Below are 22,251 nucleotides of genomic sequence, written 5' to 3' on the forward strand. Positions count from 1 at the left end.
ATTTCGGAAACGCCGCGTCCCGAAACGAAACAGCCCCGGCGCATGTGCAACCGGGGCTGTGAATGATGTTCAGACCGTCTTAGGCGGTGGGCTCGGGTTCCATACCCGACCCATCGTCCGACTTGGGCTTGGTCGTTTTAGGCACTGCCGTCAGCGACGGGGCCGAGCCATTGTCGGACGAGTTGTCCTCATCATCGCCGCGCTTCAGAGGTTCGCCCGCGATGACCTTGGTGATCTCGTCGCCGGTCAGGGTTTCGTATTCCAGCAGACCCTGCGCCAGACGTTCCAGATCCTCGGCCTTTTCGGTCAGGATGCGTTTCGCGGTCTCATAGCCCTCATCCACCAGCGCCTTGATCTTGTCGTCGATGGTTTTCTGGGTGATGCCCGAATGGTTCGTGCCGCCGCCATAGTTGCCAAGATAGCTATCTTGTTCGTTGGCGTAGTCGACATAACCCAGTTCAGGGTCAAAGCCGAATTGCGTCACCATTGCGCGCGCGATGCGGGTCACCTGTTGGATGTCCGACGACGCGCCCGAGGTCACGTTCTCCGGCCCAAAGATCAGTTCCTCGGCCACACGGCCACCCATAGCCATCGCGATTTTCGAGGTGTATTTGGTATAGCTCACCGACAGCTGATCGCGTTCGGGCAGCGACAGAACCAGACCCAGAGCACGGCCCCGCGGAATGATCGTGGCCTTGTGGATCGGGTCATGCTGGGGCACGTTCAGACCGACAATGGCGTGACCGGCTTCGTGATAGGCGGTCAGTTTCTTTTCGTCCTCGGTCATGACCATCGAGCGACGCTCGCTGCCCATCATCACCTTGTCCTTGGCGTTTTCGAAATCTTCCATCGTGACAAAGCGACGGCCAACACGCGCAGCCATCAGCGCGGCCTCGTTCACGAGGTTCGCCAGATCGGCACCCGAGAAACCGGGCGTGCCACGGGCGATAATACGCAGATCGACATTCGGGCCCAGCGGCACCTTGCGCGCATGAACGCCAAGGATTTTCTCGCGGCCTTTGATGTCGGGGTTGGGCACCTGAACCTGACGGTCGAAACGACCGGGGCGCAGCAGCGCGGGGTCCAGAACGTCGGGGCGGTTGGTTGCGGCGACGATGATGATCCCCTCGTTCGCCTCAAAGCCGTCCATTTCGACCAGCAGCTGGTTCAGCGTCTGTTCGCGTTCGTCGTTACCACCGCCATAGCCTACGCCACGCGAACGGCCAACGGCGTCGATCTCGTCGATGAACACGATACAGGGGGCGTTCTTTTTCGCCTGTTCGAACATGTCGCGCACACGCGATGCACCAACACCGACGAACATCTCGACAAAGTCCGAGCCCGAGATGGTAAAGAACGGCACGCCCGCCTCACCCGCGATTGCACGGGCCAGCAGGGTTTTACCGGTCCCCGGAGGGCCGACCAGCAGCGCGCCTTTGGGGATCTTACCGCCGAGGCGGCTGAATTTTTGCGGATTGCGCAGGAACTCGACGATCTCTTCCAGTTCGTCCTTGGCCTCATCAATGCCGGCCACGTCGTCAAAGGTCACGCGCCCCTGCTTTTCCGTCAGCAGTTTCGCGCGGCTTTTGCCAAAGCCCATCGCGCCACCACGGCCACCGCCCTGCATCCGGTTCATCAGGAAAATCCAGATGCCGATCAGGATCAGGAAGGGCAGCAGCGTGCCAACATAGGACAACAGGCCGTTTTGTTCCTGCGGTTCGCCCGTCACATTCACACCGTTGTCCAACAGACGTTCGGTCACGTCGGTGCCGTCGGGGATGATGGTCGAAACATTGGTGCCGTCATTGCGGCGGATCAGGGCGCGTTCCCCGTCAAGGGTAACCGACGAGACCTCACCGGCCTCTACGCTCTGAACGAATTCGGAATAGCTGACCGTCTGCGACGACATCGTCGTCTGACCGCCACTGATCAGGTTGAACAAGGCCAGGATCAATAGAAACAGTACGACCCAGAAAGCGATGTTACGTGCGTTGCCCACGATGCACTCCTTAGAATTGGACGGCAGAAACTGCGGCCACCCCTTAAAATAGACATAAGCGTCTGAGGTTCAATGCGATATAATGCAAGAAAAGGGCCCATCGACCGCGTTGTTCAGCCGAGCCTCGTATCCATTGGCCCATCCGGCGGCGGGCGCGGCGATTAATTCCGTGCCGGACCAGACCGCGGGGGTTGTTATCGCCGCCTGTCTGGGCAGGGCCGGTTCGATTTCCGACCTCAGTCGGCTCCACCCCGCACCACCAAGGCCCGCGATGGACAAGCCGTTGTTTTCGGGGCCGGAAACCACCCAACGCCCATCCCAAACCTGACCAATCCCTGCCGTCACGCCGGAAATCACATTCCATTCGCGTCCGATCGTGATGGTGGTCTGATCCGCGTCAATCAGACACCCGTGCACCGTGTGGCGCCCGCCCGCCATCACCGTGGTCTCTAGATCGCCAAGCGCGCTTGCCCGTGGGCCATATGCCGCCGAGGCGACCCATTTCAGGGCCTCAAGCAGCATCCGGCGACGGATTTCTGACGATTGCGCCTCAAATCCCGCGCGTTGAATCACCACATCCCCGCCAATGAGGGTCGCGTGGTCGCGCAACGCCTCTGCCGTGACGGCGTCCAGTGCGGCGCGGGCGGTTTGCATGTTACGGGCCACCGCCGATAGGGCCGACGCATCAATACCGATCTCGGCCAATTGGTCCATCGCGCCGCGCACACGAATACGGTCAAAACGCGGATCATCATTCGACGGGTCCTCAACCCATTTGGCACCGACGCCATTTAACGCCGCGCGCAAATCGGCGCGCCCCACGTCCAGAAACGGGCGCAGCCACGTGATTCCGTCGGCCCGACGCAGGGGCGACATGGCGGACAGACCGTCCACCCCGCCCTTGCGCGCCAGCCGCATCAAAACCGTTTCCGCCTGATCATCGCGGGTGTGCGCCAATGCAATCGCGTCGATGCCATGCGCCCCCGCCCAATCGCGCATCAGGGCATATCGCGCCGCGCGCGCCGCACCTTGAAGGTTGCCGCGATTGTCCCAGCCGTCCCATGTCAGGATATCATGCGCCACGCCCAGATCGGCGCAGGTCCGCGCTACCAACGCGGCCTCATCCCGTGCCTCGGGACGTAGACCGTGATCCACCGTGACGGCACGCACGGCCGGTCCATCAAGCCCCGCCGCCGCGTGCAGCAGGGCCATGCTATCGCCCCCGCCGGACACGGCCAGACCCAAGGACGCGACACCCGCGTCCCGAACGGCGTTTGAGATCAGATCGCCAAGCGCGCTTAGTTGCATCCGATGGACTGAATCGCGGCGTTTGCGTCCAGCGCGACCGACGACGCAGGGAACCGCGTGCCGACCTCGCCCAAGGTCACACAGGCCTCATGCGATTGGCCCAATTCGTTCAACGCCATACCCAGTTCGAACAGAGCCTGCGGCGCGACCGTCCCTTGGGGAGAGCCGCTAAAGCTCTCCAGATAGGCGCGGGCGGCATTGGCTGTGTCGCCCGATTGGCCCAAAGCGACACCACGGTAATAATGTGCCTCACCGGTCAAGGGACTGCCGGGATAGGTCTGGGCAAAGGTCGCGAATTGCTGGGCGGCCTCGGCGAAACGATCCTGATCCAGCGCGGATTTCGCCGCGTCGAAATCGGACTGTTCGCCCACGGCCAATTGCACGGTGTCGCCACCCGTCGCGGGCGGCACCGGCACGTTCACGGTCGTGTCCACTCCGCCAAGGGTCGGCGTTTCCCCAAGCGAACCGATGTCGCAATCGGGTTCCAATTCGCACAGGCGGAATTCAAGATCGCCAATGCGGTTGGTGCCGTCCCGCACCACGGATGTGATGCGGAACTCAAGCTCTTCGGTATGGGCGGTCAGCGATTGCAACTGCGCCTCCATCGCGTCGATGCGCTGCAACGCCGATCCCGACGTGCCCGCCCCACCGGCAACCCCGCCGGTGGTGGACAGTTCACGGTTCAGCCGCTGCACCTCGACATAGAGGACGCTGAGTTGCTGGCGGATATCGGCCAGCGTCTCGGCCTGCGATTGGGCCGCCACGGGCAGCGCCGTCAAAACACTCAGGCCGATCCCGGCCACGATCCGATGCAATTGCCCCATAACGCCCCCTCTGGGTTTTGGATTAGCTGTTGCCGCCTGCGGTCACGACCGTAACCGCGCGACGGTTTTCCGCATAGCACGATTCAGCCGAGCACAGCGCCAGCGGACGTTCCTTACCATAGCTGACCGTGCGCACGCGTGCGGGCGAGACACCGCGCGACACCAGATATTCCTGAACCGAGTTCGCGCGACGCGCCCCAAGGGCAAGGTTGTATTCCCGCGTGCCCTGTTCGTCGGCGTGACCCTCGATCACGACGGTATAGGCGGCGTTGGCCATCAGCCACGTGGCCTGTTGGTCCAGAACGCTGGTCGCTTGGGCGGACAGGGTGCTTTGATCGACGGCAAAGAATACGCGATCGCCAACGGTCTGTTGGAAATACGCGACCGAGGTCGGGTCAGACGCACTGCCCGAGGCAAAGCCGCCGTTTGCACCACCGGCGCCGGCGTTGTCGAAACTGCTGTTGTCAGAACAGGCCGCCAAACCCAGCGCGGCCAGTGCGATCAGGGATAGTTTGAAAGAAGTCATGGAACGCGTCCTTGGATATGTGGTGCCGCGCCAGCCTATCAGCGCGGCAATTGTTTTCAACTCTGTGCCTTAGGGCAGCAATGGCGACCAGCTTGCGTCAGAGGCACCGGTACTGACCGGCACCTTGCGCAGATTGCGCCCCGACACGTCAACGGAATAGAGCGCAGCCGAGCCGCTTGCCCCCGATGTTTCGCGCGTGAACATGATCACACGCCCATTGGGCGACCACGTCGGGCCCTCGTCAAGAAACGATGACGTCAACAGACGCTCGCCCGAACCATCCACGCGCATCACACCGATATGGAACCGGCCCTGATGCTGTTTGGTGAACGCGATCATGTCACCGCGCGGCGACCAAACGGGCGTGGAATAGCGACCGGGGCCAAAGCTGATCCGGCGCGGTTCGCCCCCGGTGACAGGCATAATGTACAGTTGTTGCGACCCCGAGCGGTCGCTTTCGAACACGATCTGGCGGCCATCGGGCGCAAAGCTGGGCGCGGTTTCAATCGACGGCGCGCTGGTCAGGCGGGTGCGACCGCCCCCCGAAAGAGACATCGAATAAAGGTCCGTGTTGCCGCCTTGCGCGACCGAGAACAGGATCGTGTTTCCGTCCGGCGAAAAGCGCGGCGAGAACGTCATCGTGCCCGGCTGTTCGTCCAATGCACGCACCCCGCCACCGGCGGTGTTGATCACATAGATCCGCGGAAAACCGGTGTCATAGCTGGTGTACAGCAACCGGTCGCCATTGGGCGAAAAGCGCGGGGCCAGAACGATGCTATCGCCGCGGGTCAGGTATTGAACGCCCGCGCCGTCATAATCCATGACGGCCAGACGTTTCTGACGCTGTCCCTTGGTGCCGGTTTCGGCGATGAACGCAACGCGGCTGTCGAAATAGCCCGCCTCACCAGTGATGCGGCTGTAGACCTGATCGGCGACCTTATGCGCCACGCGACGCCACGCGGTGGTGGTGCCGCCAAATTGCAGACCATCGCCCAACGGCGCCTCGGCGAACACGTCGATCAATCGGAACTTCACCGTGATCCGGTCGCCCGAGACGCTGACCGCACCGGTGATCAGACCTTGGGCGTTGATCGCTTTCCAGTCGGCGTATTGCACGGGGCTATCGAAGCTGGTGACGCGCGAGATGAACGCGGTCTGCGGGATTTCGCGGAACAATCCGGTGTTCACCAAATCCGCCGCCACCAGACGCGAGATGTCCTCGGCGTATTTCGCAGCGTCGGGCGTTTCGGCCACAAAGGTCGGCACGGCCATGGGGACCGGTTCGGTCACACCTTGGTTGATCGTGATCCGCAACGGACCGTTTTGCGCCACCGCAGGGGACACCGCCCCCGCGATCACCACAGCCAGAATAGTCAAAAGTCGCAACATGAGATCACCTCGTTCTCGGGTCGAATGTCAGTTCAATTCGACTCCACTGATCATATTTCTCGGCGGGCAGATCATAGCCGTTCCGGCCTTGGCTCTGGCACCGCAGAATGGCGCGTCGTGCGGCCTCATAGGCCGTCTGCACGGTGGTCGTATCGCCACCACTTGCCGACAACAGCTCCAACGAACTGGACACAACGCGACCGTCCTCTTGCATATCCATGCCCACTGTTAGCACCACTTGGTACGTGGGTGAGCCCGGATCAACCGTCCAACATCCCTGAACCGCAACGCGAAACGCGTCCTGTTCCCCTTGGGTCAGGGGCGGACCAACCCGCGCGGAGCCATTGCCCGACGTTTGCGTAGAGCCCCCCAACGCCTCGGCAAGGGCGTCATTAACCGCCGAGGATGTGTCGGGCGTCGGCTCAGCCTCCGGCGCGGTGGCGGTTTCGGTCACGGGTTCGGGGTCCGGTTCCGGCGTGGGCGCGGGGCGGTTCGGGCGGGGACGCGGGCGGATGGCCGCGCTGATCCCCAACGAATTTTCATCGGGCTGATCCGCCTCGGTCACGATCTGCGTCGTGGATTGTTCACGCGCGGTGCTTTCCGGTGCGACCTCGACCGGCGTCTCAGAGGGCAGTTCGGCGGGTTCGGGGCGAACCTGATCCACCTCGTCAATGCGCACATCGGGATCGGGGGCCGCGACGACCTCATCCGTGACGCGATCGGCGGCAACGGGCGGTGCGGTGTCGGGCAAAACCGTCGGCGTCACCGGCGCATTGTCGACCTCGGGCACCACGGGTTGGGGCGGGGTTTCGATAACCGGCTCAGGCTCGGGCGTCGGTTCGGGTTCCGGTGCGGGGGCCGGCTCGGGTTCGGGCACGGGTTCCGGTTCCGGCGCGGGCTCGGGTTCCGGCGCGGGCTCTGGCTCGGGGCGCGCTTGGGGGCGCGGGGCACTGTCGACACTGGGTGGCTCTGGCTGTTCTTCCTCAACCGCGCGCGGCGCAGAGGCCTCAGCGGTCAGGGCCGCGAATTCCTCGGCCGAGATCAGCGACACGGGCGCGACGTCCAATGGCTCAGGGCGTGGCGCGGAAAACAATCCGCCCAGCAACATCCACAGGATCAGGCCACCATGGCCCGCCCCCGAGATATAGAGCCCCCATTTCATCGGGCCTGGTTTATTCGCCAATTCCATCATCCAGATCCGGCCCACCGCTCTCGGTCACCAGACCGATGTCGCGAAATCCTGCGGCATTCAGTGCGCCCATAACCTGCGCTACACGCTCATAGGGCACGGCCCCATCCGCGCGCAGGAAGATACGGTTGCTGTCCCGTTCGGCGGCAATCGCACGCAGCTTACCCACCAGTTCCGCCGCAGGCGTCGCCGTGGTTTGCACCATGATCTCACCGCCCGCGGTCAGGGTCACGGTCAACGGCTCTTCCTGTTCCCCGGGCAGGGGTTCGGCCGCCGTTTCCGGCAATTCCACCGGCACGCCCACCGTCAACAGGGGCGCAGCCACCATGAAAATGATCAGCAGAACCAACATCACGTCCACAAAGGGCGTGACGTTGATTTCCGACATCGCCGCCGAACCACCGCTGCGACCACGCCGCCGCCGGTGATTGCTTTTGCGTTTGATGACACCCGCGCCCATGGATCAGCTGTCCAACTGGCGCGACAGAATCGTCGAAAACTCATCCGCAAACGCCTCGTACCCGCCAAGGATACGGTCGCTGTCCGCCGACAGTTTGTTGTAAAACACCACCGCCGGAATAGCCGCCAACAGACCCAGCGCCGTCGCCAACAAGGCCTCGGCAATACCGGGGGCCACGACGACAAGGCTGGTGTTTTGCTGACGCGCGATTTCCTCAAACGCGTGCATGATGCCCCAAACGGTGCCGAACAGACCCACAAACGGGGCCGTTGAGCCAACCGTCGCAAGGAAGGACAACCCGCCCGTCATCGCCTCGGATTCCTTGGCAATCGCCACATCCATCGACCGGTCAATCCGCGGCGCGGCACCAGGGATCAGCTTGCCATCCTGCCGGTGACTGCGCCGCCATTCCATCATACCGGCGGCAAAGACCCTCTCGGAGGCGCCGTTCGGCTCGGCCCCGATTTGATCAAACAATTCATCCAACGGCTCACCCGACCAGAACGCCGCATCAAAGGCATCCGCCTCCCGACGGGCCGCGCGATAGGAAATGGTTTTCTGGATGATGATCGCCCAACTCCAGAAAGAGGCCGCAATCAACATGATCATCACGATTTTGACGGTAATCGTCGCACGTGCAAATAGGGCCAGCATGGAGAAATCGATCTCCTGCGCGGCCGCAAGTGTTTGGGTATCCATATGCCTGCTCGTTGTTGGGCCGAATTGGTCCGGCTCTGATTACGCGTCAGACTACAGGCTTTTAAGGGGAAAATCCAACACAACCGCGCGATGGACGCTCTTTGCTCAATTCTCTGTCAACAATTGGCGAATATCCGCCGGAAGCGCCACCGGATACCCATCGACAGACAGGGAAACGATCATAACTTTGGCGGTAAAGATCTCTTCACCCTCGCGCAACACCCGCTGGATCAGGTTCAACCGCGCGCCGGTCTGCGATTCCACAACCGTCTCGACCGTCAGAACATCGTCATACACCGCAGGACGCAGGAAATCGGCATCCACCTTACGCACCGCAAAGAACATACCCTCTTTCTTCAACCGCGCCTGATCAATCCCGATGCTGCGCACCCATTCGCTGCGCCCGCGTTCAATGAACTTCAGGTAATTGGCGTAATAGACAATCCCCGCCATATCGGTGTCTTCGTAATAGACCCGAACCTGATGATGATGCGCCTTCATGCCGCCCCCAATCGCGCCGCCAAACGCAGGGCGTGGCTGGCATCCTCTGCTGCAACCGGCATCACCGGATCATAGGCCGCGCGGATCACATCGGCCACATCGGGGCGCAACACCGTCACCCCCTCGGGCGTCAGGGCCAGCGGACTGCGCTCGGCAAAGGCCTGATCCGACCACAACACAATACCCTGCACGATCTGGCCAAGCGCAATCACATCCGCCGACTGTTTCTGCATATCGCGGTCCATCCGCAAGAATGTGAAACAGGCCTTGATCGACCCATCCGGATCAAACCGAAAAAACCGGTACTGGTTCGCGTTACTGCCCTGCAACCGCGCGACAACCCCGTCCAGATCCGGCACCAAACGGTCCAAATTCGGCGTCTCGGCCAACTCGTCCCACGACTGGACGAAAAAGATCATGAAATTCGCGCCCAACTCGGGGTCGGTCTCTGCCATCTTGTGACCGGCCATCGCGACCACCGCTTCACATGCGCCTTTGAACACCCCAAGGCTCTCCTCGGTCACGCCAAACACCACCGGCACAATCGGCCGCCCCCAGCGCGCAAAGGCATAGCGCCCGTCGCCGCGTGTAAACAGGGCCTCCACCGTCTCAGGGCTCATCGCACATCCTTCCGCATCCCGCGCCAGTTCCCCCTGACATAAAGGCAACGCAGACGGGGCTCAAGCACGCCCTGCCCCCTTCATCTTGGCAAAAATACTCAACTGCTGAACAGATCACCCGCGCGCCCCGCATCGGGCATGGGCAAGCCGATCTGGGTCCAGCCCTTTTGCGCCAACATCCGGCCGCGCGGCGTGCGCTGGATCAACCCCTGCTGCAACAAATAGGGCTCGATCACCTCTTCCAATGCATCGCGGCTCTCGGACAAGGCCGCCGACAGGGTCTCGATCCCGACGGGCCCACCGCCATAATTCTCGGCGATCAGGCGCAGATACCGGCGATCCGCCCCGTCCAACCCCATGTCATCGACGCCCAACCGTGTCAGGGAACTGTCGGCGATCTCGGCGGTGATGCGTCCGTCGCCCTCAACCACCGCGAAATCGACCACGCGGCGCAACAGGCGCCCCGCAATCCGCGGCGTGCCACGGGCGCGCTTGGCGATCTCGCGCGCGCCCTCGGGTTCCGCCGGAACGCCCAACAACCGCGCCCCGCGCGTCACGATCTCGAACAACTCATCGACATTATAAAACTGCAACCGCGTCGGAATGCCGAACCGGTCGCGCAACGGCGTGGTCAGCAATCCCAACCGCGTCGTCGCCCCGACCAGCGTAAAGGGCTGCAACTCAATGCGCACCGTGCGCGCCGCAGGCCCCTCGCCAATCACAAGGTCCAGTTCAAAATCCTCCATCGCGGGATAGAGAACCTCCTCGACCACGGGGTTCATGCGGTGGATTTCGTCAATAAACAGAACATCGCGCGCATCCAGATTGGTCAGGATCGCCGCCAGATCCCCCGCCTTGGCCAATACAGGCCCCGAGGTCATTTTGAAATTCACGCCCAATTCGCGCGCCATGATCTGGGCCAGCGTGGTTTTCCCCAACCCCGGCGGACCATGAAACAGGGTGTGATCCATCGCCTCACCGCGCCGCCGCGCGCTTTCGATGAACACGCGCAGGTTCGCGCGCGCCTCGGCCTGACCGATGAATTCGTCCAACCCCTGCGGGCGCAGGGCGCGGTCGGAATCTTCGGGCTGACGCTCGGGGCGCAGGGTGGGATCAGGGCTTTCCATAGATCAACCGATTACCCCTTTGGTGCCAATAGACGCAAGGCCGTGCGGATCAAATCGGCTGTGCTGGCCTCGGGTTCATCCCCTGCGGCCTGTGCCACGGCGCTGGCGGCCTCGGACGGGCTATAGCCAAGGTTTGACAGGGCCGACAGGGCCTCGGATTGGGTGTTCGCGGTCTGCACAGGTTGCGGCGTGGCGACGGGTGTCGGCACCGAAACCGGTTCATCGTCGATCACCGCATCCGTCTGGGTGGACACGGTGTTGACCGCCGCGCCCATCGCCATAACCGTGGGTGCCTTGTCTTTTAGCTCATTCACAACGCGTTGCGCGATCTTGGGACCGACACCTGGCGCGGCCTTGACCGCCGTCCAATCACCCAGCGCAATTGCGCGCGAGACGCCATCCGGTCCCAACGTCCCAAGGATCGCCATCGACGCTTTGGCCCCGATGCCCTGCACGCTGATCAACAGGCGATGCCATTCCTTTTCCACCAGTGAGGTAAACCCAAACAACTGCATCAGGTCTTCGCGCACCATCAGTTCGGTATAAAGCGCGGTGAACTCCCCTGCACGGGGCAGTGCGGCCATGGTCCGTTCAGAAACATAGACGATATATCCCACCCCGCGCACATCCAACAAAACATGGTCCGTGCCGCGATAATCGATCCGTCCGCTCAGCTTGCCAATCATCGTGCCCGCCCCACTGCGGCGGCCAGACGCCCCGCGCTCTGTGAATGATGGGCGTGGCACAGCGCGATGGCCAAGGCATCGGCGGCATCCGGCCCTTCGATTTGCACGCCCGGCAATTGCAGGCGCACCATATGATCGATCTGTTGTTTCGCGGCATGGCCCACACCGACCACGGTCTTTTTAACCGCGTTCGGGGCGTATTCCCCGATGCTGAGCCCCGCTTTGGCCGGCACCAACAGGGCAATCGCCCGCGCCTGACCCAGCTTTAGGGTCGCGACCCCGTCCTTGTTCACAAAGGTCTGTTCGACCGCCGCCGTGTCGGGCACATAACGTTCGATCACCGCCTGCAACTGATCATGCAGAGACAACAGCCGGTCCGCCAATTCGCCCTTGGCCGTGTGGCAAATCCCGTTGGCAACATGCGCGATTCGCGATCCGTTCACCTCAATCACGCCCCAGCCCATGTTCCGTAGCCCCGGGTCTATTCCCAAAACACGCATGCTCGCCTCATTTTGTTCTGCTTTTGACCCCAAGTAGCACGAAAAGTGAACATCGGCTAGGATGAATAGGTTTTCCCCGCGAAATGTCGTTTTCAGAGCATTTCGCGCGATCCTGTTCTAAACGCGACACCCAGATGCGGGATCGCGACACCAGAACACAGTTTTATTAAAGTTTTTCAACAGCTTGTTAGCCACCCTAAGCTATGCAGTTGCAGCATGTCAGGGATGACAAATATCATTCTTGTGCGAAAAGCGGGCGATATTTAGATGGCAATCACCAATAAATAGGCACTTTGAAAACTGAAAGGGCGCTCCAATGCGTGCATACGACATCTACCGTCCCGCGCTGACCGATCTGGGTCTGTCGTCGGCCATCTACCACGTCGTTTCCGCCGTCATGGACTGGATGGAAACCCGCAAAACCCAAGACGTTTTGTCGGACCTCAGCGACGAAACTCTGTCGGACATCGGTCTGACCCGCAGCGATATCCAGAAGCTGCGCTAAGAGGCATTTATGACACCTCGAAAAAATTGAACCCCGCCCGGTACGACCGCGCGGGGTTTTCTTTTGCCGAAATGGCACCGGTCAAACGGGTGTTTTGAAGAGTTCCTTCAAAAAATCCGAAATCGCGATGGTGACCGCGTCTGCCTGCATCACATAGGCACCGATTTGTTCAACCTCGGTCCCCTGACGCAGACGGTCCACACGTTCCGCATAATCCACAGGGCCAATCTGTGCGTACAGACCCGCCTTGAGCATCACAGCACAACCCAGCACCAAGATCAGAGGCCGCATAAGCGACCGCTTTTGTGCGGGCTGACGATAGCTAGAACGTCCCAAAGTGCCAGCCGCCTCGAACCCGCCGCCACGCTTGTGGATGCGTTCGATACGTTTCAGCCGTCCTTGGAAATCCCTCATATAAGGGTCAGCCATAAACACACTCCTACACTGGCCCCACCTGTGTGTTTTTTACGCAGAAAGTGGGGCAGAAGTGTGGCGCACGACCTACTGTTTTTGCAACAATAGGCAGGTCCAGTCGGTGATTTCTTCACGATTGATAACAGTAAACCCGTTTTCACCATAAGTTGCGACAACTTCATCGGCTTGGGGGTTCAGAATGCCGGACAGAATCGCATAGCCGCCGGATTGGATATTGCTGGCCATATCGGGGGACAGCGCGATCAGCGGCCCCTTTAGAATATTAGCGAACACCAGATCAAAGGGCGCTTTGGCCTGTAGGTCGGGGTGATCGAAACCGGCGGCCTCGACACATTTCACGCGGCCCGCAAGATCGTTGGCGGTCACGTTGGCCTCGGCCACGTCCACGGCGACCTGATCAATGTCGCTGGCCATCATGACCCCGTCCCAGATCTTGGCCGCCGCCATCGCCAGAACCGCCGTGCCACAGCCAATATCAGCGACGTTTTTGCCGACAAACCCGCGTTCGGCCAGCAGGTCCAGCGCCCGCAAACAGCCAAGCGTCGTGCCATGGTGCCCCGTGCCGAACGCCATCGCCGCCTCAATCAACAGCGCGACCGAGCCCTCGGGGATCTGATCAGCATCGTGGCTGCCGTAAACAAAGAACCGGCCCGCAACGACGGGGGCCAGTTCGCGTTTGACCTTGGCCACCCAATCCACGTCGGGCAGTTCGGAAACGGTGAAATCCTTGGCCTGATGCATCGTGGCCAACAGGGCCAGACCGGCCACATCGGGGGCCTCGTTGAAATAGCCGCCAACCTCCCACAGACCCGAGCCGTCCTCGATCTCGAACACACCGACGCCATAGGGTTCGGGGATCAGCGTTTCCATCGCCTCACCAAGGGCTTCGGCGGCGTCCTTGCCGGTCAGGGTCGTCAGGGCGGTAAAGGTCGGCATGGCGCGGGCTCCTATCAGTGTTGTTTGGTCGATAGCCACGCGCCCGCCAGTGGTCAAGCCAAACAGGCCCTAAACGCCCACCCCGATGGGACAGGACACGCCGGTGCCGCCCAACCCGCAGTACCCGTTCGGATTTTTGGCAAGGTATTGCTGGTGGTAATCCTCGGCGTAATAGAACACCGGCGCGGGGATGATTTCGGTCGTGATGGCACCATATCCGGCGTCCGACAGACGCGGGGCAAAGGCGGCCTTGGACGCCAGCGCGGCGGCCTGTTGTTCGGGCGAATAGGTGTAGATGCCCGAGCGGTACTGCGTGCCCATATCATTGCCCTGACGCATGCCTTGGGTCGGGTCGTGCCCCTCCCAGAACACTTGCAGCAGTTGTTCATAGGTGACGCGGGCGGGATCAAAGATCACGCGCACGACCTCATTATGGCCGGTCTGGCCCGTACAGGTCTCTTGATAGGTCGGGTTCGGGGTATAGCCGCCCGCATAGCCCACCATCGACAGCCAAACGCCATCGGTGTTCCAGAACAGACGCTCCACACCCCAGAAACAGCCCATGCCGAACATGGCTTCCTCCATGCCGTCCGGCACTGGGGATTTCAGGTCGATACCGGACAGGAAATGTTTGGGCGCGGTGGGGATCGGCGTCTCGCGCCCTGGCAGGGCGTCGGCGGGCGCGATCATCTCAACCTTTTTGCGGGCGAAACCGAACATGGGATGCTCCTTTGTGATCTGCCCAGAATATAGGGTGCGCCGCGCGGATTTCTATGCGCGCGCCACGTGACGTCCGCGTGAGAACACGGTCTCATACCCCGGTTCGGGGTGGCGCGGGATCATCAGGGCAAGGATCAGAGACACCGAAGCCATCCCCGCCGCCAGCAAAAACACCGCCGCGGGCGAGGCCACCCACAGGATGCCCAGAACCGTCGGGAGGCCCACCGCCGCGATATGGTTGATGGTAAAGGCCACCGCCGCCGTGGGCGCGATATCACCCGGATCGGCGATTTTCTGGAAATAAGTTTTCAGGGCAAAGGCCAGCGCGAAAAACAGATGGTCGATCACATAGAGGGCCGCCGCCAAAACCACGCCCCATCCGAAATAGTAAATCCCGCCATAGGCCAGAAACACCGCGATCAGGCCCACATATTCAAACGCCAGCGCGCGCCGTTCGCCCCATTTGCCGACGGCCTTGCCCATCAGGGGAGCGAAAACCATGTTCGCGACAAAGTTCAACAGGAACAGGCCGGTCACCTCATGCACCTCGAACCCGAACAGTTCGACCATCATAAAGGCCGCAAACACCACGAAAATCTGACGCCGCGCACCGGCCATGAATTGCAGCAGGTAATACAGCCAATAGCGACGGCGCAGGATGAATTTCTTAACCTGTGGATGAGGCGTTTCGAACTGTGGAAAGGCGGCGATACAGAACAGCGTGACCAGAACGGTGAACCCGCCTGCGATCATGTAAACAATGTTATAGGTCAGGCCCAGCGGCCCCCATGTCAGCACCAGAATGCTATAGGCGACCAGCGACGCCGCAGACCCCGCCGCGACCAGCCATCCCAGAACCTGCGGCGCGCGTCCCTTGTCGATCCACTGAAGCTGGAGGCTCTGGTTCACGGTCTCATAGTAGTGAAACCCGATTGAACTAAGCATGGTGATGGTCAAAATCCCGCCAAGCGACGGATACCACGCCGTCACCGCCGTCGCCACCCCGAGTAGCAGCAGCGCAATCAGGCCCAGAACCTGTTCGCGGATGAACATGATCAACGCGATCACCCCGACCGCCAGAAACCCCGGAATTTCGCGCACGGAATGCAGCAGGCCGATTTCCTTGCCCGTAAAATCCGCGACCTCGATCACAAAGTTATTCAGCAGCGCCGACCACGTGGCAAAGGCCACGGGCATCGCAATCGACATCAGGATCAACAGAACCACCGGACGACGCCAGCGCGGCAGGTGATCAATGTCATTCAGGGAAACAGATTCGAACATAGCCCATCGTTAGCCCCAGCGCGTGTCATTGACGAGGTCAATTTACGCCTGATCCAGATCAAGGATCGGTGTGCGCCCGCATTATACATTCACGAAAATCAATGTATGGGGTCACTATGGATATCCTGCCACTTGTCGAGACGCTGGGCGAAACGCACACGGCGCTGATCCTTGGATTGCTGACGGGCGTGTTGTTCGGGTTCTCGGCGCAACGATCCGCGTTCTGTCTGCGCGCGGCGACGGTGGAATTCGCGCGGGGCCGGATGGGGACGCGGGTGTCGGTGTGGCTGTTGACCTTTTCGACCGCGATCTTCTGGGTGCAGGGGGCGCAGATGCTGGGCCTGATGCGTGCCAGCGACGCGCGAATGATGGCCGTCACCGGATCATGGTCGGGCGCGATCATCGGCGGGTTGATGTTTGGCGCGGGCATGGTTCTGGCGCGGGGTTGTTCGGGGCGATTGCTGGTTCTGGCGGCGACTGGCAACCTGCGTTCTGTGGTGTCGGGCCTGATTTTCGCGGTGGTGGCGCAGATGTCGTTGCACGGGTGGCTGGCCCCGCTGCGCAACAATTTGGCCGCGCTCTGGGTCACGCCGGGGGGCAAGAACGTGGACCTGTTGGCCGCGCTGCACCTGCCCGATGCGACGGGGTTGGTGTTTGGCGCGGGATTGGCCGTGTTCGCGATCTTTGTGTCCCTCCGCAACCGCATCTCGGCGCGGGTTCTGGTGTTTGCCTCGGGCGTCGGGTTTGCCGTGGCCGTGGGGTGGATTTCGACATTCGCACTGGCCCAAGTGGCGTTTGATCCAGTCCAGATCGAAAGCGCGACCTTTACCGGACCATCCGCCAATATGTTGATGTTTTTCCTTGAGGAAAATCCGGTGATCGAGTTCGACATCGGCCTTGTCCCCGGCGTGTTTTTCGGCGCGTTTCTGTCGGCGCTGCTGCGCGGTGAGCTGATCTTTCAGGGCTTTCAGGACGCCGACAATATGAAGCGCGCGATGATCGGCGCGGCGATGATGGGCTTTGGCGGGATGCTGGCGGGGGGCTGTGCCATCGGCGCGGGCGTCACGGGTGGGTCCATCTTTGTGGCGACGGCGTGGCTGGCCCTATTTTGCATGTGGATCGGGGCGATGGCGACCGACATCCTGATCGATCAGCCGGGCCATCACGCGCCGTCCTTTACCTAGTAAAAACTCTGCGGATCGATGTCGATTTGCAGCCGTACATTGTTGGGCAGTTTCACCTGTGCCGCCCAATCGCGCAGGGCGTTCTGGATCGGCACACCCTTGGCCGCCTTGATCAACAACCGGACGCGGTGACGTCCGCGCACACGGGCGATGGGTGCCGGCGCGGGGCCGAATACCTGTGCCCCGACCGCGCGCAGCGGACCGTCGCGCCGCGCCAGTTGCCCCGCCACGTCAAACACCGTCGGCGCATCGGGACCGGACAGAACCACCCCCGCCAACCGCCCAAACGGGGGGACGCCCGCCGCCTTGCGCTGTTCCGCCTCGGCGCGCCAGAACCCTTCGTCATCGCCCGATAGGATCGCGCGGATCACGGGATGCTCGGGCTGAAACGTCTGCAACAGAGCCAGACCGGGTTTCACCGACCGCCCCGCGCGCCCTGCCACCTGTCGCATCAGTTGGAACGTCCGTTCCGCCGCGCGCAAATCCGATCCCTGCAGGCCCAGATCGGCATCAATCACCCCGACCAGCGTGAGGTTGGGAAAGTTATGGCCCTTGGCGACGATCTGGGTGCCGATGATGATGTCCGCGCCACCTGCCGCGATGGTCTCGATCATCTCTTTCAACGCGCGGGCCGAACCGTAGAGATCCGAGGACAACACCGCCACGCGGGCATCGGGGAACAGGTCGGACACCTCTTCGGCGATGCGTTCGACACCGGGACCGACGGGGGCCAGCTTGCCCTCGACCTGACAACTGGGACAGGCCTCGGGGATCGGTTTCGTCTCGCCGCATTGGTGACAGACCAGACGTTTCTGGAACCGGTGTTCAACCATGCGCGCATCGCAATGATCGCACCCGATCTGATGGCCACAGGCGCGACAGATCGTGACGGGCGCATAGCCGCGCCGGTTCAAAAAGATCAGGGATTGTTCGCCCGCCGCGACGCGTTTGGTGACCTCGCCCTGTAGGGTCGGGGAAATCCAGCGGCTGCTCGGAAGCTCCTCATCACGCATGTCGATCGCGCTCATCTCGGGCAAAACCGCATCGCCAAACCGCGACGTCAGATCCAACCGGTCGTATTTGCCCGCCTCGACATTGGCCCAGGTTTCAAGGCTGGGCGTGGCGGATGCCAAAACCACCCGCGCCCCGCAATAGGACGCCCGCAACACGGCCATATCGCGGGCGTTATAAAGGGCACCGTCCTCTTGTTTGTAGGAACTGTCGTGTTCCTCATCCACGACGATCAGGCCAAGGTCCTGAAACGGCAGGTACAGCGCGGACCGCGCGCCAACGACGACCTGTGCCGCGCCCTGCCCCACCATTTTCCAGCACCGCCGCCGTTCGGTCATGGTCACGCCCGAATGCCACTCGGCGGGACGCGCGCCAAACCGCGCCTCAATCCGCGTCAGGAACTCGGTGGTCAGGGCGATTTCCGGCAACAGGACCAGCGCCTGCCGCCCTTGGGCCAGACATTCCGCAACGGCCTCTAGATAGACCTCGGTCTTGCCCGAACCGGTCACGCCCTTCAGCATCGTCGCCCCAAAGGCACGCGCGGCAATCGCGTCGCGCAGGGTCTTGGCCGCCGCCGCCTGATCGTCGGTCAGATCCTTGCCCGCACGCATCGGATCCAGACGCGGATAGGGCATGTCGCGTGGCGCGTCTTCCTCGGACACGGCACCGGTTTTGACCAACCCCTTGACCACAGACGTGGTGACGCCCGCCATTTCCGACAGTTCCGACAGGGTAAAGGACAGCCCGCCGTAATCGTTCAACACCTCAAGCACACGGCGGCGCGCATCGGTCATCCGGTCGGGTTCGACATCCCCGCGCCGGTAAACCTTGCGCATCGACACCGCCCCGCCCAGACCCGGTGCCCGCGTCGCAAGGCGCAGCATCGAGGACAGCGGCGTCAACGTGTAATCCCCCGCCCGCATCAGGAAGGCGCGCATGTCCTCGCCCATCGGGGCCACATCCAGAACCCGCGACACGCCCCGCACCCGCGACAGGTCATAGCCGCCCTCGCCCGGTCCCCAGACCACGCCGATCACCTTGCGCGGGCCCAGAGGCACCTCGACAAAGGCCCCAACGGCACAGCCCCCTTCGGGCGCGCGGTAATCCAGCGCACGGTCAAGCGGCTGGGTGGTCTGCACTGCGATCAGTGCTCCCTCTTCAAAGAAATCTTGCGCGTTCATCCGGATGGTTCGTAACAGGGGTTTTCGATAATCTATGCTTGCGCTATCACGGGCGCAAACAATCCCCTTGTAACCGCAGGACGTGAACAATGAAATTCTTTGTCGATACCGCCGATGTGGCCGCCATTGCAGAACTGAACGATCTGGGCATGGTCGACGGGGTCACCACCAACCCCTCGATCATCATGAAATCGGGTCGTGACATTCTGGAAGTCACCAAAGAGATCTGTGATCTGGTTGACGGCCCCGTCTCGGCCGAAGTCGTTGCAACCGAAGCAGACGACATGATCGCCGAGGGGCGCAAGCTGGCCCAGATCGCCGAAAACATCTGCATCAAGGTTCCGCTGACGTGGGACGGCCTGAAGGCCTGTAAGGTCCTGTCGGACGAGGGCAACAAGCTGAACGTGACCCTGTGCTTTAGCGCGAACCAGGCTCTGCTGGCTGCCAAGGCCGGTGCGACGTACATTTCGCCCTTTATCGGTCGCCTGGATGACATCAACATCGATGGCATGGACCTGATCGCGGACATCCGCACGATCTATGACAACTACGGTTTTGAAACCCAGATTCTGGCGGCTTCTGTGCGCACTGTGAACCACATGAAAGACGCCGCGCTGATCGGTGCCGATGTGGCCACTGCACCGCCCGCCGTGATCAAGTCGATGGCCAACCACGTCCTGACCGACAAGGGCCTTGAGGCCTTTATGGCAGATTGGGCAAAAACAGGGCAGAAAATCCTGTAAACTTGGTGTAACCTCTGGCTAACGACAAAAACACCAAGGCCCGAGCATGAGCGGAACCGCCCTGACCGAACGCAATCTGCGCGACAAGATCATCGCCGATCCGAATGTGATTCTAGAGGATCACGATCTGATGCGGGCGCTGATCGCCGCGAACGAGAAGCGTTTGGGCGCCAATATTGTCGACCTGCGCGGTGTGGCGATGGAACGTCTTGAGGCCCGTCTAGAACGGCTGGAGGACACCCATCGCTCGGTCATCGCGGCGGCTTATGACAATCTGGCGGGCACCAATCAGGTGCATCGCGCGGTTCTGTCGATGCTGGAACCCACGGATTTCGCGACCTTCCTGACCAATCTGGCCACGGGGGTCGCGGGTATCCTGCGGGTCGATTGCATCAAGCTTGTGCTGGAAACCAAGGGCGACGGTTCGGACAGTGCCCTGTCCAAGCTGAACGAGGTTTTGATCGTCGAAAAACCGGGGTTCATTGATGATTACATCGCGCGTGGCCGCTCTGGCACCCCGCGCGATGTCACCCTGCGCCAAGCCGTGCCCGAGGACAGCATCCTTTACGGCACCGAGAGCGATTGGGTCCAATCCGAGGCTCTGTTGAAACTGAACCTTGGCGAGGGTCGTTTGCCCGGTCTGTTGGCGATGGGGTCCGAGGATCCGCACCAATTCGCGCCCAGTCAGGGGACCGATCTTCTGACGTTTTTTGCGGGCACGTTTGAGCGCGCGATGCGCCGCTGGTTGTCGTGACGGCGGGCAATCTGCCGGACACCGCCGCGGGCGATCTGCTGGATCGTTGGCTAACCTATGAACGCGCCATCAGTGGGCGCGCCGAAAACACTCTATCGGCCTATCGCACCGATTTATTGGCGTTTTTCGCCTTTATAGTCCCCCATACAGGTGAGGCGATTTCATCCGCCCGCCTTAGCCGCATCACCCTGCGCGACATGCGGGCATGGATGGCGCATGAACGCACGCGGGGGCTATCGTCACGGTCGCTTGCCCGCGCGCTATCCGCCGTTAAGACCTTTTACAAATGGCTGTCGCGGGAAACCGGCGCGGATGTGACGCCGGTCCTGTCCACGCGCGCGCCGAAATTCCAACGCAAACTGCCCCGTCCGTTGACCGAGGACGCCGCCCGCGCCGTGATCGACCGCGTCGAGGTTCAGGCCGAGCGCCCGTGGGTGGCCGCGCGGGATACGGCGGTTGTGACGCTGCTCTACGGCTGTGGCTTGCGGATTTCCGAGGCGCTGTCGCTGACAGGGCGGCACGCGCAACTGGATGAGGTCCTGCGCATTCGCGGCAAGGGCGATAAGGAACGGATCGTCCCCGTGATCCCCGCCGCCCGCGCCGCCGTCGCCGATTACGTGAACCAGTGCCCCCATAAATTGGGTCCGGATGAGCCGCTGTTTCGCGGGATACGCGGCGGGCCGTTGAACCCGCGCCTGATCTCCAAGGTGATTGAGGACGTGCGCCACCAACTTGGCCTGCCCAGCAGCGTCACCCCCCACGCCATGCGCCACAGCTTTGCCACCCACCTGTTGGCCGCTGGCGGCGATCTGCGGTCTATCCAAGAACTGTTGGGGCATGCGTCCCTGTCGACGACACAGGCCTATACGGCGGTCGATGCGGCGCATCTGATGTCCGCCTATGAAAAGGCCCACCCCAAGGCCCGCGGTTAACCTCACGTTTTCTTGTTTCGTCTTTATTTCCCCGGAATCGCGGGTGCGGCGATCCTGTCCGCACTTAGGGAGAAGGGACATATCATGAAAATCCACCTGACTTTGGGTGCTCTGGCCGTGGCCGCCACGGGGTTCACCGTCACACCAGCCACCGCCGCAAACACCTGTATCGTTGCGGGCGATCCGTTTGATTTGGACGACGCGGGGGTGCATGCGCTCTATGACTGTATCAAGGACGAAATGGCCGCCGCATACGCCAAAGACGGCCATGAGGTCGGCAGCGTGTTCCGCGATTGGGCCCCGACCGCGACGCGCCCCGCTCTGCCCGGCATCCATGGCGAACGGTTCCTGAACACCTTCGTCAACGACATCGGCGCCGAGGAATACCTGAAATTCGCGACCGAGGGCGTCCATATGCCCGCCGGTTCCGTCATCGCGAAGGAAAGCATCCAGATCGGCAAGGGCGGCAAGGCCTCGGTCGGACCGCTCTTCATCATGACGAAACTGGATCCGGGCGGCGCGCCTGAATTCGGCGACTGGCTCTATGGCGGGGTTCAACCCAACGGCAAAGTCATGAACGTCTCGCAACAGTTCTGCCATGACTGCCACGTCGCGTATGAGGATCAGGACGCGCTTGGCTATCCTCTGGAAGAGGTGCGCATCGGCGCCCCCGAATGATACACCCGCCCCGCCTGTCACCCGACCGGCGGGGCGATATTTATTTGACGTACACGCATC

The 22,251-nt window shown here is 61.8% G+C and carries 24 protein-coding genes; 6 read left to right on the top strand and 18 right to left on the bottom strand.

Annotated elements, in window-relative coordinates; translation table 11 throughout:
- Nucleotides 1-79 precede the first annotated feature (79 nt).
- The 13 genes from ftsH to ruvC form a co-directional block, all read right to left on the bottom strand.
- On the bottom strand, nt 80-1,999 hold the full coding sequence (gene ftsH / locus R1W00_RS03725; protein WP_317261367.1) for an ATP-dependent zinc metalloprotease FtsH: 1,920 nt from the start codon (nt 1,997-1,999) through the stop codon (nt 80-82).
- 69 nt (nt 2,000-2,068) lie between these two features.
- Nucleotides 2,069-3,307 (bottom strand): tRNA lysidine(34) synthetase TilS, encoded by a 1,239-nt coding sequence (gene tilS, locus R1W00_RS03730; RefSeq protein ID WP_317261368.1) that lies wholly within the window; start codon nt 3,305-3,307, stop codon nt 2,069-2,071.
- Nucleotides 3,298-4,131: a tol-pal system protein YbgF gene (ybgF, locus tag R1W00_RS03735; RefSeq protein WP_317261369.1), complete on the bottom strand. Its 834-nt coding sequence runs from the start codon at nt 4,129-4,131 to the stop codon at nt 3,298-3,300. The genes tilS and ybgF overlap by 10 nt, the downstream gene beginning before the upstream one ends.
- Nucleotides 4,132-4,153: 22 nt before the next feature.
- Entirely contained in the window at nt 4,154-4,657 is a 504-nt protein-coding gene (pal, locus tag R1W00_RS03740; RefSeq protein WP_317261370.1) for a peptidoglycan-associated lipoprotein Pal, read from the bottom strand.
- 69 nt (nt 4,658-4,726) lie between these two features.
- Complete coding sequence (gene tolB / locus R1W00_RS03745; protein ID WP_317261371.1) at nt 4,727-6,046, bottom strand: Tol-Pal system beta propeller repeat protein TolB; 1,320 nt, start codon at nt 6,044-6,046, stop codon at nt 4,727-4,729.
- 4 nt (nt 6,047-6,050) lie between these two features.
- Complete coding sequence (locus R1W00_RS03750; RefSeq protein WP_317261372.1) at nt 6,051-7,229, bottom strand: cell envelope biogenesis protein TolA; 1,179 nt, start codon at nt 7,227-7,229, stop codon at nt 6,051-6,053.
- Entirely contained in the window at nt 7,219-7,695 is a 477-nt protein-coding gene (gene tolR / locus R1W00_RS03755) for a protein TolR (RefSeq protein WP_317261373.1), read from the bottom strand. Before tolR ends, R1W00_RS03750 begins: the two co-directional genes overlap by 11 nt.
- A 3-nt stretch (nt 7,696-7,698) precedes the next feature.
- Nucleotides 7,699-8,394, bottom strand: coding sequence for a protein TolQ (tolQ, locus tag R1W00_RS03760; RefSeq protein WP_317261374.1), 696 nt, complete (start codon nt 8,392-8,394; stop codon nt 7,699-7,701).
- 105 nt (nt 8,395-8,499) lie between these two features.
- On the bottom strand, nt 8,500-8,895 hold the full coding sequence (gene ybgC, locus R1W00_RS03765; protein WP_317261375.1) for a tol-pal system-associated acyl-CoA thioesterase: 396 nt from the start codon (nt 8,893-8,895) through the stop codon (nt 8,500-8,502).
- Nucleotides 8,892-9,515 (bottom strand): hypothetical protein, encoded by a 624-nt coding sequence (locus tag R1W00_RS03770; RefSeq protein ID WP_317261376.1) that lies wholly within the window; start codon nt 9,513-9,515, stop codon nt 8,892-8,894. Before R1W00_RS03770 ends, ybgC begins: the two co-directional genes overlap by 4 nt.
- A gap of 98 nt (nt 9,516-9,613) precedes the next feature.
- The gene (ruvB, locus tag R1W00_RS03775; RefSeq protein WP_317261377.1) at nt 9,614-10,642 is read right to left on the bottom strand and encodes a Holliday junction branch migration DNA helicase RuvB; all 1,029 of its coding nucleotides are present in this window, start codon (nt 10,640-10,642) and stop codon (nt 9,614-9,616) included.
- Nucleotides 10,643-10,653: 11 nt separating this feature from the next.
- Complete coding sequence (gene ruvA / locus R1W00_RS03780; RefSeq protein ID WP_317261378.1) at nt 10,654-11,328, bottom strand: Holliday junction branch migration protein RuvA; 675 nt, start codon at nt 11,326-11,328, stop codon at nt 10,654-10,656.
- A complete protein-coding gene (ruvC, locus tag R1W00_RS03785) occupies nt 11,325-11,828 on the bottom strand; it encodes a crossover junction endodeoxyribonuclease RuvC (RefSeq protein WP_317261379.1) in 504 nt (167 codons plus the stop codon). The genes ruvA and ruvC overlap by 4 nt, the downstream gene beginning before the upstream one ends.
- Nucleotides 11,829-12,144: 316 nt before the next feature.
- Between ruvC and R1W00_RS03790 the strand changes: the two genes are divergently transcribed.
- A complete protein-coding gene (locus R1W00_RS03790) occupies nt 12,145-12,333 on the top strand; it encodes a DUF1127 domain-containing protein (RefSeq protein ID WP_317261380.1) in 189 nt (62 codons plus the stop codon).
- Between the two features lie 81 nt (nt 12,334-12,414).
- On the opposite strand, the gene R1W00_RS03795 is transcribed toward R1W00_RS03790, so the two are convergent.
- From R1W00_RS03795 to R1W00_RS03810, 4 genes are all read right to left on the bottom strand, one after another.
- The gene (locus R1W00_RS03795) at nt 12,415-12,762 is read right to left on the bottom strand and encodes a hypothetical protein (protein ID WP_317261381.1); all 348 of its coding nucleotides are present in this window, start codon (nt 12,760-12,762) and stop codon (nt 12,415-12,417) included.
- Between the two features lie 72 nt (nt 12,763-12,834).
- The gene (locus R1W00_RS03800; protein ID WP_317261382.1) at nt 12,835-13,704 is read right to left on the bottom strand and encodes a 50S ribosomal protein L11 methyltransferase; all 870 of its coding nucleotides are present in this window, start codon (nt 13,702-13,704) and stop codon (nt 12,835-12,837) included.
- A 69-nt stretch (nt 13,705-13,773) separates the two neighbouring features.
- The gene (gene msrA, locus R1W00_RS03805; RefSeq protein ID WP_317261383.1) at nt 13,774-14,424 is read right to left on the bottom strand and encodes a peptide-methionine (S)-S-oxide reductase MsrA; all 651 of its coding nucleotides are present in this window, start codon (nt 14,422-14,424) and stop codon (nt 13,774-13,776) included.
- Between the two features lie 51 nt (nt 14,425-14,475).
- Nucleotides 14,476-15,708: an MFS transporter gene (locus tag R1W00_RS03810; RefSeq protein ID WP_317261384.1), complete on the bottom strand. Its 1,233-nt coding sequence runs from the start codon at nt 15,706-15,708 to the stop codon at nt 14,476-14,478.
- Nucleotides 15,709-15,824: 116 nt separating this feature from the next.
- Here R1W00_RS03810 and R1W00_RS03815 point away from each other — a divergent pair, with 116 nt between their 5' ends.
- On the top strand, nt 15,825-16,892 hold the full coding sequence (locus R1W00_RS03815; protein WP_317261385.1) for a YeeE/YedE family protein: 1,068 nt from the start codon (nt 15,825-15,827) through the stop codon (nt 16,890-16,892).
- On the opposite strand, the gene R1W00_RS03820 is transcribed toward R1W00_RS03815, so the two are convergent.
- Complete coding sequence (locus R1W00_RS03820; RefSeq protein ID WP_317261386.1) at nt 16,889-19,084, bottom strand: primosomal protein N'; 2,196 nt, start codon at nt 19,082-19,084, stop codon at nt 16,889-16,891. The genes R1W00_RS03815 and R1W00_RS03820 overlap by 4 nt on opposite strands.
- A gap of 89 nt (nt 19,085-19,173) precedes the next feature.
- On the opposite strand from R1W00_RS03820, the gene fsa reads away from it, so the two are divergent.
- The 4 genes from fsa (at nt 19,174) to R1W00_RS03840 (ending at nt 22,191) form a co-directional block, all read left to right on the top strand.
- Nucleotides 19,174-19,827: a fructose-6-phosphate aldolase gene (gene fsa, locus R1W00_RS03825; protein ID WP_317261387.1), complete on the top strand. Its 654-nt coding sequence runs from the start codon at nt 19,174-19,176 to the stop codon at nt 19,825-19,827.
- A gap of 46 nt (nt 19,828-19,873) precedes the next feature.
- Nucleotides 19,874-20,581 carry a DUF484 family protein gene (locus R1W00_RS03830; protein ID WP_317261388.1) on the top strand — a complete coding sequence of 236 codons (708 nt, stop codon included), beginning with the start codon at nt 19,874-19,876 and terminating at the stop codon, nt 20,579-20,581.
- Nucleotides 20,578-21,513 (top strand): tyrosine recombinase XerC, encoded by a 936-nt coding sequence (locus R1W00_RS03835; protein WP_317261389.1) that lies wholly within the window; start codon nt 20,578-20,580, stop codon nt 21,511-21,513. Before R1W00_RS03830 ends, R1W00_RS03835 begins: the two co-directional genes overlap by 4 nt.
- Nucleotides 21,514-21,597: 84 nt before the next feature.
- On the top strand, nt 21,598-22,191 hold the full coding sequence (locus R1W00_RS03840; protein WP_317261390.1) for a cytochrome P460 family protein: 594 nt from the start codon (nt 21,598-21,600) through the stop codon (nt 22,189-22,191).
- Nucleotides 22,192-22,251 lie beyond the last annotated feature (60 nt).

Origin of the sequence: Rhodovulum sp. FJ3 (assembly GCF_032918305.1) — a bacterium.
Lineage (GTDB): Bacteria > Pseudomonadota > Alphaproteobacteria > Rhodobacterales > Rhodobacteraceae > SAT37.

Bases quoted from the DNA above. Each gene is read 5' to 3' on its own strand.
- tilS (WP_317261368.1), bottom strand. From the start codon at position 3,307: ATGCAACTAAGCGCGCTTGGCGATCTGATCTCAAACGCCGTTCGGGAC.
- ybgF (WP_317261369.1), bottom strand. From the start codon at position 4,131: ATGGGGCAATTGCATCGGATCGTGGCCGGGATCGGCCTGAGTGTTTTG.
- pal (WP_317261370.1), bottom strand. From the start codon at position 4,657: ATGACTTCTTTCAAACTATCCCTGATCGCACTGGCCGCGCTGGGTTTG.
- tolB (WP_317261371.1), bottom strand. From the start codon at position 6,046: ATGTTGCGACTTTTGACTATTCTGGCTGTGGTGATCGCGGGGGCGGTG.
- tolR (WP_317261373.1), bottom strand. From the start codon at position 7,695: ATGGGCGCGGGTGTCATCAAACGCAAAAGCAATCACCGGCGGCGGCGT.
- tolQ (WP_317261374.1), bottom strand. From the start codon at position 8,394: ATGGATACCCAAACACTTGCGGCCGCGCAGGAGATCGATTTCTCCATG.
- ybgC (WP_317261375.1), bottom strand. From the start codon at position 8,895: ATGAAGGCGCATCATCATCAGGTTCGGGTCTATTACGAAGACACCGAT.
- R1W00_RS03770 (WP_317261376.1), bottom strand. From the start codon at position 9,515: ATGAGCCCTGAGACGGTGGAGGCCCTGTTTACACGCGGCGACGGGCGC.
- ruvB (WP_317261377.1), bottom strand. From the start codon at position 10,642: ATGGAAAGCCCTGATCCCACCCTGCGCCCCGAGCGTCAGCCCGAAGAT.
- ruvA (WP_317261378.1), bottom strand. From the start codon at position 11,328: ATGATTGGCAAGCTGAGCGGACGGATCGATTATCGCGGCACGGACCAT.
- ruvC (WP_317261379.1), bottom strand. From the start codon at position 11,828: ATGCGTGTTTTGGGAATAGACCCGGGGCTACGGAACATGGGCTGGGGC.
- R1W00_RS03790 (WP_317261380.1), top strand. From the start codon at position 12,145: ATGCGTGCATACGACATCTACCGTCCCGCGCTGACCGATCTGGGTCTG.
- R1W00_RS03795 (WP_317261381.1), bottom strand. From the start codon at position 12,762: ATGGCTGACCCTTATATGAGGGATTTCCAAGGACGGCTGAAACGTATC.
- R1W00_RS03800 (WP_317261382.1), bottom strand. From the start codon at position 13,704: ATGCCGACCTTTACCGCCCTGACGACCCTGACCGGCAAGGACGCCGCC.
- msrA (WP_317261383.1), bottom strand. From the start codon at position 14,424: ATGTTCGGTTTCGCCCGCAAAAAGGTTGAGATGATCGCGCCCGCCGAC.
- R1W00_RS03810 (WP_317261384.1), bottom strand. From the start codon at position 15,708: ATGTTCGAATCTGTTTCCCTGAATGACATTGATCACCTGCCGCGCTGG.
- R1W00_RS03815 (WP_317261385.1), top strand. From the start codon at position 15,825: ATGGATATCCTGCCACTTGTCGAGACGCTGGGCGAAACGCACACGGCG.
- R1W00_RS03820 (WP_317261386.1), bottom strand. From the start codon at position 19,084: ATGAACGCGCAAGATTTCTTTGAAGAGGGAGCACTGATCGCAGTGCAG.
- fsa (WP_317261387.1), top strand. From the start codon at position 19,174: ATGAAATTCTTTGTCGATACCGCCGATGTGGCCGCCATTGCAGAACTG.
- R1W00_RS03830 (WP_317261388.1), top strand. From the start codon at position 19,874: ATGAGCGGAACCGCCCTGACCGAACGCAATCTGCGCGACAAGATCATC.
- R1W00_RS03840 (WP_317261390.1), top strand. From the start codon at position 21,598: ATGAAAATCCACCTGACTTTGGGTGCTCTGGCCGTGGCCGCCACGGGG.